The organism is Niabella beijingensis (genome assembly GCF_020034665.1).
Lineage (GTDB): Bacteria > Bacteroidota > Bacteroidia > Chitinophagales > Chitinophagaceae > Niabella > Niabella beijingensis.
The window spans coordinates 603,588-617,091 of sequence record NZ_JAIQDI010000001.1; the positions used below are offsets into that span (position 1 = coordinate 603,588).

Here is a 13,504-nt window from a genome sequence, read left to right on the forward strand (position 1 = left end):
CCGCTTTTTTATTTCGTTTCGCGCTCTATTTTGCCGGCAGCTTGTGAAACGTAATGGCTACCCGGTTCAGCATATTCATGTGAGCGATGGCCAGGCTCAGGTCCGTCAGGTCCTTATCATTAAAATGCAGACGTGCTTCCTCAAAAGCAGCGGCACTCACCTCCTGCCCCGGAAGCAGGGTCATTTCTTCCGCCAGTGCCAGCGCGGCTTTTTCGGCCGGTGTAAAAAAAGGCATGTATTTCCAGTTGGAAACCCCGTTCAGTTTTCTGGGCTCCTCCCCTTCCCGCACCGCATCTTTCCAGTGCAGGTCTACACAATAAGGGCATCCGTTGATCTGCGAAACACGCAGGTAAACGATATGCAGCAGCACCGGTGCAAGATCCGTTGTTTTCAGGTAGCCATACATCGCCAGCAGGGTTTTATATCCGTCGGGGGCTGTCGCCGCATAATCAATACGCATATTTTTTGTGCTAAAATAATGATATTCCTGGTCATCAGGGATCGGGAAAGGGGAACCGAGCATTCAGAGTTGAGGATCGGGAATTGAACTTTCAGCCGTCAGTTCTTTGCATTCAGCTGCGATCCGGCATCAGGCGTCTGAAAGCTGATCGCTGAAATCTGGTTGCTCAAATCCCAAATCTCATATCTTTGCGCCATGCAAAAAACAGGTATTCTTGGCGGTGGCCAATTGGGAAGAATGTTGCTACAGGAAGCGGCGAACTATCCGGTGGAAACATATGTCCTCGAAAATGACGAGCATTGTCCTGCCGCGCATCTCTGCCATCATTTTGTAAAAGGCGATATCAGGGATTATGATGCCGTATACCAGTTCGGGAAAGGATTGGATGCCCTTACCATCGAGATCGAAAACGTAAATGTGGATGCACTGGAAGCGCTGGAAAAGGAAGGGGTAAAGGTGATCCCGCGTCCCGCTGTATTGCGCACCATCCGCAACAAGGCCGCACAAAAAAAATACTATACCGATCACCAGATACCCACCGCCGAGTACATCCTTACACATAACATACAGGAACTGGCAGAACAGGTTCCTTTTTTTCCCGCAGTACATAAGATCGCCGAAGGCGGTTATGACGGCCGGGGTGTGCAGATCATGGAAACGGAACAGGATGTTGCAAAAGGTTTTGATGCCATGTCCGTACTGGAGAAAAAAGTGGACGTGGCAAAAGAAATCGCGATGCTGATCGCCATCAGCCAGACCGGTGCAATAGCAATCTACCCTGCCGTTCAGATGATCTTTGACAAAGGGTTAAACCTGCTCGACTTCCAGCTCTGTCCGGCGGATCTGGAAGAAAAGACCTATTGGAAAGCAGAAGCTATTGCGCTTTCCACTGTAAAAAATTTCAATTCTCCGGGGATCTTTGCCGTGGAATTATTTGTTACACCCGGCGGAGAAGTCCTTGTCAACGAAACAGCCCCACGGGTCCACAACAGCGGACACCATACGATCGAAGCTCATTACAGTTCCCAGTTTGACATGGTGTGGCGGATCCTGCTCAATTATCCGCTGGGGAATACAGAGGCGATCATGCCTTCTGTCATGCTGAACATCGTGGGTAAGGAGGGGCATTCCGGTGATGTATTTTACGAAGGCCTTGATGAAATGCTGAAAATCGAAAATGCATTTTTCCACCTGTACGGAAAACGCCAGACCAAGCCCGGTCGTAAAATGGGGCATGTTACCGTGATCAGTGATGAAAAAGCCGATCTGTTGCACAAGGCCAACAAGATCAAACACGGACTGGCAGTCATTTCAAAAGGCTGAGGTCATTGAGCCGGGCCCGGTATTGTTTGTATCCGGGTGGCTGTATCATTATCCCTCCGGGAATTGCTTTATTAAAAACGGTTGCTATGAAAAAAGCACTTTTTATTTTATTGATGAATTGCATACTGCCGGGCAGCATGCAGAATCCCTTGCAGGCACAGAACGGGCCATACATTGAAACTCCGGACAAGGAACCGGCAACCGGAAAGCCCCCTGCCGACAGTGCCAGCTCCCTGACCCTGTTAAAAGGAGCGGCCGCCTTTACCGCCACTGCACAATATGGTGAAAACAGCATCGTCCGCATCAAAACAAAAGCCTCCCGGAATACCTTATCGCTCGGGCACTTCCTGTTGCTCCGCAATATTGCCCTAACCCGCCGCACCCTGGTGATCGTCGATAACCAGGCCGTTGCGGATCCGGACAGTTACCGGATCGATACTTCCGGCAATGTACAGGTATCGGTTGAAACATCGGCCCGGCCCAAATACCAGTATGCACAACGCCGGTATAACAGGCTGGTAAAAATAACACGGATATATGCACCGGCGGCCAATGGTAAAACAGCGTTCAATGATCTATCTCCGGCAACAGCTGTAAAGATGTAATTTCTGTTATAAAACAGCCCAGCACGATTATTGAGAAGCATCAATGGTACAGACAAGTCTGAAGATCAGTTCTGCAGCCAGTCTGGCCGTTCGCTGGTCCTTGTCAAAACCGGGATTCAGCTCGGCGATATCAAAGGACACCAGCTTGCCCGACTGAAAAATCTGCTGCAACAACGACAGGAAGCAATAACCCGGTGTAATGCCATTAAATGCAACAGCACTTACCCCGGGCGCATAAGCTGCAGCAAATACGTCAAGATCGATGGTCAGGTAAACTTCATCCACATGGTTCAGAAATGCCTGCACCTGCTGTTCCAGGGATGGCAGGTTCAGGTCGTACATCGCGGCTGCTTCAATATACTTCACACCCAGTGCTCCTGCCGTCTCAAACAGCTGTAGCGTATTGCTGATCTGTTGTAGGCCCACAGGCAGGTAGGCAAAAAGAGCGCCCTGCTCCTGCAGGTCATTTGCGATCTGGTAAAAGCCGGTACCGGAGTTCGCTCCTGATACGCCCGGTTCCCGCAGATCAAAATGTGCATCAAAATTGATGATGCCTGTAATATCATTGTTCCTTCTGCTCCGGCGGATCCCTTTAAAATGGCCGTATGCCACTTCATGTCCGCCACCCAGTACCACAGGGAACCCCTTTTTTTCCAGAATCGCATTGACCGCTGCGGCAAGCTGCTCCTGTGCCATTTCAAGATCATCGTTTTCACATATGATATTTCCGGCATCATAGAGCATAACCTGCGCTGTATGATGTACCGGCAGGTTTCTTAAAACAGTACGGATGCTTCCGGGTCCCGCGGCAGCTCCCGGTCTTCCCTGGTTGCGGCGCACGCCCTCATCACAGGCAAATCCAAGCAACACAAAAGCTCCTGCCAGATCTGCTGTAATCGTCTCATTCAGATCCAGCAGCTGCATTACCTGGTGCCAGCGTTGGCAGGCGGGCCCGGTACCATCAATACGCCCCTGCCAGTTTTCTGTTGTTGGTGGTTGATATCCGTTGATCATGGGGTTTGAATTTGAGACTTGAGATCTGAGATATATGTGGTTGCTGAAAGCCCCGTCAGAACAATGCCTTCAGCACTTCATCATTCACCAAGCTGGGTTGCGTCACCTTCAGCAATGGTGTACGTTCCAGCTCACGCTCCAGGGCTTCCATCGCTCCGGGGTTGCGGGCCCAGGCCCGGCGTGCGATACCATTGTTCACATCATAGAACAGCATTGAAGTCAGTTTGCTGTCTGCCGCTGCGGTCCCGTCCAGCACCATCCCGAATCCGCCGTTGATCACCTCGCCCCATCCCACGCCACCACCGTTGTGTATGGACACCCAGGTAGCACCACGGAAGCTGTCTCCGATCACATTGTGGATGGCCATGTCTGCCGTAAAACGGCTGCCGTCATAGATGTTGCTGGTCTCCCGGTAAGGAGAATCCGTGCCGCTGACATCATGATGATCACGCCCCAGCACAACAGGCGCCGTCAGCAATCCGTTCCGCACCGCTTCATTAAAGGCTCTGGCGATCCGTATACGTCCTGCTGCATCCGCGTAAAGGATGCGTGCCTGTGAACCCACTACCAGCCGGTTCCGGGCTGCTTCCCGGATCCAATGGATATTATCTTCCAGCTGCCGGTATATGCCGGCCGGTGCCTCTTCCTTCAATGCCATCATTGCATCCAGCGCCAGCTGATCCGTAACCGCAAGATCTTCTTCCTTACCGGAAGTGCAGACCCATCGAAAGGGTCCGAAGCCATAATCAAAACACATAGGACCCAGTATATCCTGCACATAGGAAGGGTATCTGAAAGTGGTTCCGTCTGCTGCAAACACGGAAGCACCCGCTCTGCCGGCCTCCAGCAAAAAAGCATTTCCGTAATCAAAAAAATAAGTCCCCCCTACCACATGCCGGTTGATGGCCTTTACCTGCCGGACAAGGGAAGTCTTTATCTTTTCACGGAACAGGTCCGGCTCGTCCGCCATCAGCCGGTTGGCTTCCTCAAATGAAAGCCCAGCGGGATAATAGCCGCCGGACCAGGGATTGTGCAAAGAGGTCTGGTCGCTGCCGATGGTAATAAAAATAGCCTCCTCATAAAACCGTTCCCACACATCCACTACATTTCCGATATAAGCCAGCGATACCACCTCTTTTTGTTGCAGTGCTTTCCTGGTACGTTGTACCAATGTTTCCATATCCTCCAGCAATTCATCCACCCATCCCTGCCGGTGCCGTTTTTGTGCCGCGGCAGGATTTATTTCCACACATACGGTTACACACCCGGCAATTTTTCCGGCCTTGGGTTGTGCACCGCTCATGCCGCCGAGTCCGGAGGTAAGAAAAAGTTTTCCGCTGAAATCCGCATCCCGCTTTAATTGCCTGCGGAAGGCGTTCATGACTGTAATTGTGGTTCCGTGTACAATGCCCTGCGGACCGATGTACATATAGGACCCTGCGGTCATTTGTCCATATTGCGTTACGCCCAATGCATTGAAGCGTTCCCAGTCATCCGGTTTTGAATAATTGGGAATCATCATGCCATTGGTGACCACCACCCGGGGCGCTGCAGGTGAAGAAGGGAAAAGCCCCATAGGATGCCCGCTGTAGATATGCAATGTCTGTTCTTCCGTCATCTGAGAAAGATACTGCATGGTGAGCCGGTATTGTGCCCAGTTCTGGAACACGGCACCGTTGCCGCCATAGGTGATCAGCTCCTGCGGATGCTGTGCCACGGCGGGGTCCAAGTTATTCTGGATCATCAGCATAATGGCTGCTGCCTGTTGCGAATGGGCAGGGTACTGGTCGATGGAGCGCGCATATACCGGATGCTCCGGCATAAAGCGATACATATAAATGCGGCCATACATATGCAGCTCCTGCAAAAACTCTTTTGCCAGTTCCGTATGCCAGGCAGCGGGAAAATAACGTAATGCATTCCGCAGTGCCAGCTGTTGTTCATCACGGTTCAGAATGGCTTTACGTTTTGGTGCATGGCTCAGACCGGGATCCGCTGCTTTCGGCTCCGGCAGTATTTCCGGTATACCCTGTTGTATTTCTTCTTTAAATGTCATTGTTTATTAGAATTGAGAATCGAGCTGTCTGCTATCAGCTTTTAGTTATCAGCATTGGGTAATATCTGTTTCTTTTCGTCTTTAGGGAACACGGGTGATCATTCGCTGGCCATACCTGTCTTAACGCTTCCTGTTTTCCGGTTCCCCTTCTTGCTATTCTTTACTCCCTATTCATCACACACACACCGTTCTTCCATACCTGCACCGGTTGCAACCGCCCCTGCTGATAAATGATCTCTTTATAGCTGTCTGCGTCGTAGCATATAAAATCAGCATTATAACCGGATGTGAGCACCCCGCGATCCCGGAGGGCCAGTGCTGCTGCGGCCCTGAAGGTAAGCGCCGCAAGTACTTCAGCATTCGTCAGCTTCTCAAAACAGGCGAGTATGGAGGCCTGCGTCATTAAAGCACCCATGGGTGCCGATCCAGGATTCCAGTCGGTGGCGATCGCCAGGCTGCAACCGGCATCCAGCAATTTCCGCGCCGGTGCGAAGGCACAGCCCAATCCTATGGAAGCACCCGGCAATGCCGTAGCAATGACCGAAGAACCCGCGAGTAACGCGATCGCTTTTTCCGTTGCACTTTCCAGGTGATCCGCACTTAATGCTCCGGTCTTCACGGCTACTTCGCTTCCCGAAGTGCTGAACTGATCAGCATGCACGGTGATGGCAAACCCCAGTGCTTTTGCTTCCCGGAAATACGGCAGGATCTGCGCTGCGGAGAAGGCACCTTTTTCAACAAATGCATCCACACGATGGGCCAGCTGGCCGGATTTCACCAGCGGAAGCAATTCACGGGCCATCAGTTCCAGGTAGGCACCGGGCGGTCCGTTAAAATCCTTTGGTAATGTATGTGCGGCAAGACAGGTAGCTATAAGATCCGCTTTGGCGATCCGTCCGGCATCCTGTACCGCGCGTAAACTCTTCAATTCCTCCTCTACACTTAATCCGTAACCGCTTTTTACTTCAATGGTGGTGATCCCCTGCCGCAGCAATGCATCCGCCCGCTGTGCCGTAAGCTGCGCCAGTTCCTGCTGATCGAGGTCCCTTGTGGCTTTTACAGTGCTCCAGATACCGCCGCCATTTTCCGCGATCTCCAGGTAGCTGCTTCCGCCATTGCGTAACGCGAAATCATCCGCACGTGTACCTCCGAAGGCAATATGGGTGTGCATATCGATAAAGCCCGGCAAAACCACTCCCCCTGTCCTTGATTCCGTGATAACGGCGCCGGGGGTCTTTGCCAGTGCTTCAAAAGCACCAACCGCTTCAATCATCCCTTCCCTCCACAGGATCCCCCCGCTGGGTATCACCTGCAGGGCCTCATCTTTTAATGCGCCTTTAAGCGGAAGTCCGGCCAGGGTAACTATTTCCCTGAAAGGACCGGTCAGTTGATAGGATATATTATTCTTCATAATCAATAAACATCAAAAAGTTCCCCGTAAAGGGTAATATAGGGCAATGCATTTTCTGCTGCGGCGGTCCTTGCCGTCGTGATCAGCGCACCTGTACGTGCCAGCAATACTGCTGCATCGAGGTAATCCGTCATCACCTGGTCGGTGTCGATATGCGGGATCACTGATCGTATTTTCCGGTGCACGCTTTCCACTACCGGTGTGGGTTTTAGCGGTGCATGAAAATCCAGCGCCTGTGCAGCACATATCAATTCGATGGCCTGTATCTTCTCTACATTTCCGATCACCTGCAGCAACTTCCTCCCGCTGATCGATCCCATGCTTACATGATCCTCCTGACCCAGTGAAGTGGGAATGCTGTCGGCACTGGCCGGATAACAAAGGCTTTTATTTTCACTGGCCAGCGCAGCCGTGGTGTATTGCAGGATCATAAACCCGGAATTCAGACCGGTAGATGGAAGCAACAGCTTCGGCACACCCGGCGTATCGCCTTCCAGGGACAGATAGACCCTCCTGTCTGCGATATTTCCGATCTCTGACACTGCCACACAGGCATAATCCAGTGCCAGTGCCAGCGGCTGACCATGAAAGTTTCCGCCGCTGATGGTAAGCGATTCATTGATCAGGAGCGGATTGTCTGTGACCGAATTGATCTCCGTCTCCACAAGCTCTTTCAGGTGCAGCCAGGCCGTCCGGGAAGCGCCGTGTACCTGCGGAATACACCGCAGCGAATAAGGATCCTGTACCCTTGAGCAATGGGCATGTGCCGCCACGATCTCCGACCCGCGCAGCAGGTTGTCAATCGTCGCAGCAACGAACTGATTGCCTTTAAAAGGCCGTAACTCGTGCAGCTCCCGGTAGAACGGCTTTCCGGAAGCACTCAATCCTTCCAGCATCAGCACGGCATTCAGATCGGCCTGTGTGAGCAATTGATGGAAGCGGGCTACCGCCGTTACCGCATGCGCCGCGATGAACTGGGTACCATTGATCAATGCCAGCCCTTCTTTGGCACTCAGTTGCAGCGGGTCCTTCCCGTATTGCTTCAGTACTTCGGCGGCCGGCTTTATTTCATGGTTATCATACAACCGGCCAAGACCGATCAACGGCAGAAAAAGATGTGAAAGCGGCGCCAGGTCGCCCGATGCACCAACAGAGCCCTGCTCCGGCACCACAGGCACGAGGTCTTCTTCAATGTGCCAGATGATCCGGTCAAGCGTCTCTTCGCGGATACCGGAAAAGCCTCTGGCCAGTGCATGTACTTTTAACACCAGCATCAGCTTTGCCAGCTGCCTGCTGATGGGTTCGCCCATACCCACGGCATGGCTCTTTAATATATTTTCCTGTAGCAGGCGGGTTTCCTCCCGGTTAATAGTGGTCGTGCACAAAGGCCCAAAACCGGTGTTAATACCATAGACCACAGTACCGGATGCTGCGATCTGTGCCGCCAGGGCAGCACTTTTCCGCACCTGTATCCTTCCGTTTTCGGACAGGCACCCTTTTACCGTTCCGCTTGCAATGGCAAGCGCCGTGGAAATGTTCAGGTGTGCTTCACCATATTGAAATGTTTGTTCCTTCATATCAGCTTCCTGTTATTTGTGTCCGGGTACTCACGAAGCACCAATATCCCTCAAAGGTACTTTTGAGAATTAATAAGTAATAATACTATCTTTATCAATAATTAATAACTATGAGTTATCAGGTTGAATTGCGGCACCTGCATTATTTCCAGGTACTGGCAGAAGAACTGCATTTCCGGAAGGCCGCGGAACGGTTGTATATTTCCCAGCCCGGATTAACACGGCAGATCAAACAACTGGAAGAAATCTACGGCACCCTGCTGTTTGAACGGGGAAAACGTTTTGTACAACTTACCCCGGCAGGCCGGTACCTGAAATCGGAAACCGATATACTGACCGGTCATCTGGAGCATATCCGGCTTCAGTTACACCAGATCGGCGAAGGAAAAATAGCAGAGCTCCGGATCGGGTTCATCGGTTCGGCAGCACAGATCGCTATCCCCGATATCCTCTACCGGCTTAATAAAAAATATCCCGGCATCGAGGTAAACCTGAACGAACTGCCCAATGAAACCCAGGTGGAATACCTGCTGGAGGACAAACTGGATTGCGGAGTGGTGCGGATGCGCTATGCCCCTGCAGGATTAAGACTAAAAAAAATATATGAAGAACCTTTCGCGCTTGTGGTACCCAAAGACCATCCCGTTCAGGCAAAAAATTTCAGATCACTGAAGCAGTTCGAAAAAGAACAGTTCATCCTTTTCGGACGCGATTACAGCAATGATTACTATGAACTGGTAATGAGTATTTTTAGTGACCATGATTTTACACCGCGTGTCCACCATAAAACGGTGAATGCCCTGACGATCTTTAAACTCGTAGAGAAGAAAATGGGCATTGCGGTAGTACCTGCTTCCCTGCGCCGCGGATATGATGTGCCGGTGCGCTTTATCGAACTGAACAGGATCCCCCAGCGCAGCCAGTTGTCACTGCTCTGGAATCGTAATAACCGCAATCCCGGAATGAAACCGTTCCTGGAGATCGCCGGTAAATAATACAATCCGATACAGGGAATAACTGCAACGGAAAAGGTATACCAACATAAAAAACAATTATAGCATGAACCGTCCCGACTTTGTGAACCAGCTCCTTGTTTTTGAGCCTACAGCCGTACAACGGATACTAAAACGAAATGAGTACATCCGTACAAAAAACAATACGGATACAAATATCTATTTTATTGAGAGCGGCAGCATGCGGATCTTTATTGAAGACGGAGATGCGGAACAGAACATCCGGTTTGGTTACAAGGGCGATCTTGTGGTGTTGATGGATTCCTTTTTAACCGGCGCTTCTTCTTCCTACCGGATACAGGCGCTGAAAAAAACAAGCGTAACAGTCATTTCCAAGACCGCTCTGCAACAGTTTATCGCAGCGGTGCCCGAAAACCGCAAAACCTGGCAGTTGCTGCTGGAACAACTCGTACTGCAATTGCTGGAACGGGAAAAGGATATTCTTACCGGTTCTCCTGCAGAGCGGTACCGGCGGCTGCTGCAACGGAGCCCGCGGCTGTTCCAGGAAATTTCCAACCGGCATATCGCCAATTACCTCCGCATGAGCCCTGAGACACTTTCACGACTGAAAAAACATTGATATTCGTCAATAGTTTTTTTCAGACAGCGGCGGAATTTTGCAAAAAAAGATATGACCCTTCAATCGCAATCCTTACTTGATTCCCTGGCTCAGCTTACAAAGAAGCATATCCGGTTTGCAGAAACACTGCTGCCGCTGCCCGAAACAGCATTAGCCCAACGGCCCGCTGCCGGCGGCTGGAACGCGCTGGAATGCCTTGAGCACCTGAACCGGTACAGCAGCTATTATCTCGATGCGCTCCAATCCTGTATCAGCAAAGCTGCTTCCCTGCCGGCTGCCACCTACCGGCCAGGCCGGCTGGGCAATTATTTTGCAAAGATCATTCACCCGGATACTTCGCGAAAAAAAATGAAGACCCCACAACCTATGAACGCCCTCCATGCATCCCTGAACAGATCGGTAGTGACCACATTTATTGATAACCAGCGGCAGCTTTTGCAGCTGCTGGAACAGGCGCGGAAGGTCGACCTGGGAAAAGAAAAAACGGGGACCAGTCTTTCAAAGCTGATCCGGTTAAAACTGGGAGATACCCTGCGCTTTGTTATTTATCACAACGAACGGCATATCCGCCAGGCAGAAAACGTGACGGGTGGTACGAAGGTCTGAAATCCAGTCCTGCCCGCGCCCCTGAGATCTAACGGGGTATGATGCTCACCGGCAGTATAAACTCATAGAACCAGCTCCGGCCGGGTGTTACAGGATCCCGGGTAAGCAATCGTCCGGTTCTGAACCCAAAGGTCAGCGGGTGCTGGTTCCACCATTGTGTATCGGCATAGATCTCGATGCCGGCACTTTGAAGTCCGCGGTAGTAACCGGTCTGCTTTCCTTTAACCGCTGTGTAATCGTAAAATGCTGCGCCTCTCAGCCGCTGCAGGTACAGTATGTTCCCAAAGCCCCAGTCGGGATACCATAACGGTAAATGATACGCGGCTGTAACCGTTCCGATACGTGCCGAATCGATACCATTAAAGCCCCGGGCAAAATTGATCCGGTTGGAGAAGAGCAGGGACCGCGAGAAGGCTTCCTGCCAGGCTGCTGAAAGCACCAGGCTATGTGTTTTAAAAATGCCGGGAAGATACGCGGTTGTCCGCGCAAAAAGCTGCTGACCGCTCCATTTATTAACCGCATATTGGTACTGCGTGCTCAGGTTAATCCCCCAGCGGGGATAAATATCCTGTATTGCCCGCTGCACCTGTGTTCCAAGCCCCATGCTGTGTGTAATGTATCCGAAACCGGAAGAGGGGAAACCCGCCTGGTTAACGCCCCTGGAAAAATCCTGCCGGTACCCGATATTGGTGCCTAAATTGAAAAAACGGAATTCCCTTCCATGATTCCAGTTCAGCGGAACACTCAGCGAAAGATAATTATCCCATTGATCCCATTGACGCAGTTTTTTCTGTACCACCTGGTTCCGGTTAAAACGGTATTGCGTTCCGATGCCGATATAGGGGAACAAACCTGCATAGGTCAGGGTTCCGCCAACGGCATGGGTACGGTCATTTTCATTGTACAGGTAATACAATTCGGTTTGTGTGGTGTTCAATACATTATTCCCGTAGATGGTAAAACTGTATTCAGGATCATCGTAATTGGGCCTCCAGCTGTGAAGGTTAATGGGACGGGTGAGTGCATGGTATTTTTTTGAAGGCAGCAAGCCTGTTTCCTGCTCCAGCGGACCACTGCCGCCGGTCAATGAATCGCTGACGATCCCGGTAGTTCCGGAAACAAAAGCTGCAGGTTCCTGCGGTTCCCATACAGCCGTAGCAGCGGCTGACTGGCGGAGTTGAAAACCATCCGCAGTGAACCGGCTCCGGTTGAGTTTGCCAAAACCTGCATTGACAAAGTAACTGTTGTTTTCCGCGGTCTTCAGCTTCCTCAATGCGCCGGATGTCAGCTCCACTGAAAAGACCGCATCGCTCAAATCATCCGCTCCTACAAAATAGACGGTATCGCCGGTGATGCTGACCTGACCTACTGTTTTAAAGGAAGGCGGCGTCAGGGGCCGGATGGTTTTTTCGTTCAGATCCACAAGGCCGACATAGGTTGTGCCGTCCTTCTGGCGGATGGCAGTCACTACCCGGTCCGCATCCTTGATCCTGGGATTTGCAAAATAGTCGGTGCCCGCAGCCGAAAACTCCCGGAGCACGGCTCCGCTTGCTGCATCCAGCTCCACCAGGGAAGAATGCCCGAGCAGGTCTACTTTGTTGGCAACGATACGGTTTCCGTCCGCGGCGATGTCGGGAGAAAAATAGCGCGTTTTTTTTGTCAGCCGTTTTTGTGCTCCCGTCTTCAGGTCAACCACGCGCAGCACGCTGTAAGTCTTCCAGGACCAGCGGGGATCAGTTTCCACCGCGGCATATACGATCCTTCCGTTTGCATAGCTGAACTGCTGTTCGCTGCTGATATCCCGGATGCGTAACCGGTGCTCTCCTTTTTTATCCAGCAGATAAAATCCCGGCCGTTCTTTGTTGGAGGTTTTCAGGTAAAGCAGGGAATCGGCACTTACCTGTTGCGGATAATAATAGCTGGTGAGGGTTTTATGATCTGCCGGGAAAACGGCAGCGGCGCTGTCATTAAAGGCGCCTGTGGTCCTTGATCCGAAGCGGTCCCTGTAAAAAGCAAACGCAGCGGTTGTAAAGTTTTTATAAGACAAACCGGTATTTCTTGTTATGGCTTTTTGCAGGGGATAGAGCAATCCTTTATAGGCGGCTGCCTCTGAAGTGACCTTGCCCCAGAAATCCGCTCCGTATCGTTCATACCCGTAGTTCACCAGCAGGTAGCCAAGGTCGTAATGATTGGGCACGTAATCCTTTAACGAGCCGTTCCGCAGTTTCATCCAGCGGTATTGTTTTCCATCGCTCCACAAGGAAGGAAATGCTTTGAGGAAAGAAGGCATCCGTCCCCTGCCCTGTGCAGACAGGCTGGTTTCCTGGTACACCGCGTCTCCCTCAAAGAACCAGTTCGGTATAGCGGCATTGATGGCAACCGCATAGCCTTCCTGGCCAAAAAGTGTTTTCATTACCCGGCTCAGTCCCCGGTTGAAATTATTGTACTGCTCTACATGCCGGTACTCGTGCAATGCCAGCTGATCGGGCCAGTGCAGGCTGCCCTGGTCAAAATTATCGGAAGGCGGGGTCAGGTAAAATTCACTGCGGAAGGGTCCCAGGCTCACATAACCGTTTGAATTGACCGGCTGGTTCTGTAAAACGATGTCGATCTTCTTCAGCCGCTTTCCCAGGGGATGATAGTTTTTTGCCGCCAGGTCGTTAATGATCGCAGCGATCCTGCTTGCAGTTGTGTCCAGTTTTTCCGGATAGATGATCCGCATGGTATCGGTATTGATCTGCTTCCAGCGGACAGCAGGAGGGTTTCCGCCGAATTGCTGGGCCCTGACGACAGGAACCATCAGAAAAAGAACGATCACGCACAACAGTTTACGCATATGAGGTTTTTAAATATTCTTCC

At 51.4% G+C, this 13,504-nt stretch carries 11 protein-coding genes; 5 read left to right on the top strand and 6 right to left on the bottom strand.

From position 1 onward, the window contains the following. Positions 1-25 precede the first annotated feature (25 nt). Complete coding sequence (locus K7B07_RS02520; RefSeq protein ID WP_223707150.1) at positions 26-460, bottom strand: carboxymuconolactone decarboxylase family protein; 435 nt, start codon at positions 458-460, stop codon at positions 26-28. A 195-nt stretch (positions 461-655) separates the two neighbouring features. Between K7B07_RS02520 and K7B07_RS02525 the strand changes: the two genes are divergently transcribed. Then, positions 656-1,783 (top strand): 5-(carboxyamino)imidazole ribonucleotide synthase, encoded by a 1,128-nt coding sequence (locus K7B07_RS02525; protein ID WP_223707152.1) that lies wholly within the window; start codon positions 656-658, stop codon positions 1,781-1,783. Between the two features lie 86 nt (positions 1,784-1,869). Beyond that, a complete protein-coding gene (locus K7B07_RS02530) occupies positions 1,870-2,388 on the top strand; it encodes a hypothetical protein (RefSeq protein ID WP_223707154.1) in 519 nt (172 codons plus the stop codon). A gap of 27 nt (positions 2,389-2,415) precedes the next feature. On the opposite strand, the gene hutG is transcribed toward K7B07_RS02530, so the two are convergent. The 4 genes from hutG to hutH form a co-directional block, all read right to left on the bottom strand. Next, on the bottom strand, positions 2,416-3,402 hold the full coding sequence (hutG, locus tag K7B07_RS02535) for a formimidoylglutamase (protein WP_223707155.1): 987 nt from the start codon (positions 3,400-3,402) through the stop codon (positions 2,416-2,418). 55 nt (positions 3,403-3,457) lie between these two features. Then, positions 3,458-5,458, bottom strand: a complete 2,001-nt coding sequence (locus K7B07_RS02540) for a urocanate hydratase (protein ID WP_223707157.1) — start codon at positions 5,456-5,458, stop codon at positions 3,458-3,460. A 160-nt stretch (positions 5,459-5,618) separates the two neighbouring features. Then, positions 5,619-6,869 carry an imidazolonepropionase gene (gene hutI / locus K7B07_RS02545; protein WP_223707159.1) on the bottom strand — a complete coding sequence of 417 codons (1,251 nt, stop codon included), beginning with the start codon at positions 6,867-6,869 and terminating at the stop codon, positions 5,619-5,621. 2 nt (positions 6,870-6,871) lie between these two features. Next, positions 6,872-8,446 carry a histidine ammonia-lyase gene (hutH, locus tag K7B07_RS02550; RefSeq protein WP_223707161.1) on the bottom strand — a complete coding sequence of 525 codons (1,575 nt, stop codon included), beginning with the start codon at positions 8,444-8,446 and terminating at the stop codon, positions 6,872-6,874. Positions 8,447-8,556: 110 nt separating this feature from the next. On the opposite strand from hutH, the gene K7B07_RS02555 reads away from it, so the two are divergent. The 3 genes from K7B07_RS02555 (at position 8,557) to K7B07_RS02565 (ending at position 10,645) form a co-directional block, all read left to right on the top strand. Next, complete coding sequence (locus tag K7B07_RS02555) at positions 8,557-9,441, top strand: LysR substrate-binding domain-containing protein (protein ID WP_223707164.1); 885 nt, start codon at positions 8,557-8,559, stop codon at positions 9,439-9,441. Between the two features lie 64 nt (positions 9,442-9,505). Next, positions 9,506-10,039, top strand: coding sequence for a Crp/Fnr family transcriptional regulator (locus tag K7B07_RS02560; protein ID WP_223707166.1), 534 nt, complete (start codon positions 9,506-9,508; stop codon positions 10,037-10,039). A 51-nt stretch (positions 10,040-10,090) separates the two neighbouring features. After that, the gene (locus K7B07_RS02565) at positions 10,091-10,645 is read left to right on the top strand and encodes a DinB family protein (protein WP_223707167.1); all 555 of its coding nucleotides are present in this window, start codon (positions 10,091-10,093) and stop codon (positions 10,643-10,645) included. A gap of 28 nt (positions 10,646-10,673) precedes the next feature. Here the strand turns inward: K7B07_RS02565 and K7B07_RS02570 are convergent, their stop codons facing one another. Continuing rightward, on the bottom strand, positions 10,674-13,481 hold the full coding sequence (locus K7B07_RS02570; protein ID WP_223707169.1) for a PQQ-like beta-propeller repeat protein: 2,808 nt from the start codon (positions 13,479-13,481) through the stop codon (positions 10,674-10,676). Between the last annotated feature and the right edge of the window lie 23 nt (positions 13,482-13,504).

Bases quoted from the DNA above. Each gene is read 5' to 3' on its own strand.
- K7B07_RS02525 (WP_223707152.1), top strand. From the start codon at position 656: ATGCAAAAAACAGGTATTCTTGGCGGTGGCCAATTGGGAAGAATGTTG.
- K7B07_RS02565 (WP_223707167.1), top strand. From the start codon at position 10,091: ATGACCCTTCAATCGCAATCCTTACTTGATTCCCTGGCTCAGCTTACA.
- K7B07_RS02540 (WP_223707157.1), bottom strand. From the start codon at position 5,458: ATGACATTTAAAGAAGAAATACAACAGGGTATACCGGAAATACTGCCG.
- K7B07_RS02530 (WP_223707154.1), top strand. From the start codon at position 1,870: ATGAAAAAAGCACTTTTTATTTTATTGATGAATTGCATACTGCCGGGC.
- K7B07_RS02560 (WP_223707166.1), top strand. From the start codon at position 9,506: ATGAACCGTCCCGACTTTGTGAACCAGCTCCTTGTTTTTGAGCCTACA.
- hutG (WP_223707155.1), bottom strand. From the start codon at position 3,402: ATGATCAACGGATATCAACCACCAACAACAGAAAACTGGCAGGGGCGT.
- K7B07_RS02520 (WP_223707150.1), bottom strand. From the start codon at position 460: ATGCGTATTGATTATGCGGCGACAGCCCCCGACGGATATAAAACCCTG.
- K7B07_RS02555 (WP_223707164.1), top strand. From the start codon at position 8,557: ATGAGTTATCAGGTTGAATTGCGGCACCTGCATTATTTCCAGGTACTG.
- hutI (WP_223707159.1), bottom strand. From the start codon at position 6,869: ATGAAGAATAATATATCCTATCAACTGACCGGTCCTTTCAGGGAAATA.
- hutH (WP_223707161.1), bottom strand. From the start codon at position 8,446: ATGAAGGAACAAACATTTCAATATGGTGAAGCACACCTGAACATTTCC.
- K7B07_RS02570 (WP_223707169.1), bottom strand. From the start codon at position 13,481: ATGCGTAAACTGTTGTGCGTGATCGTTCTTTTTCTGATGGTTCCTGTC.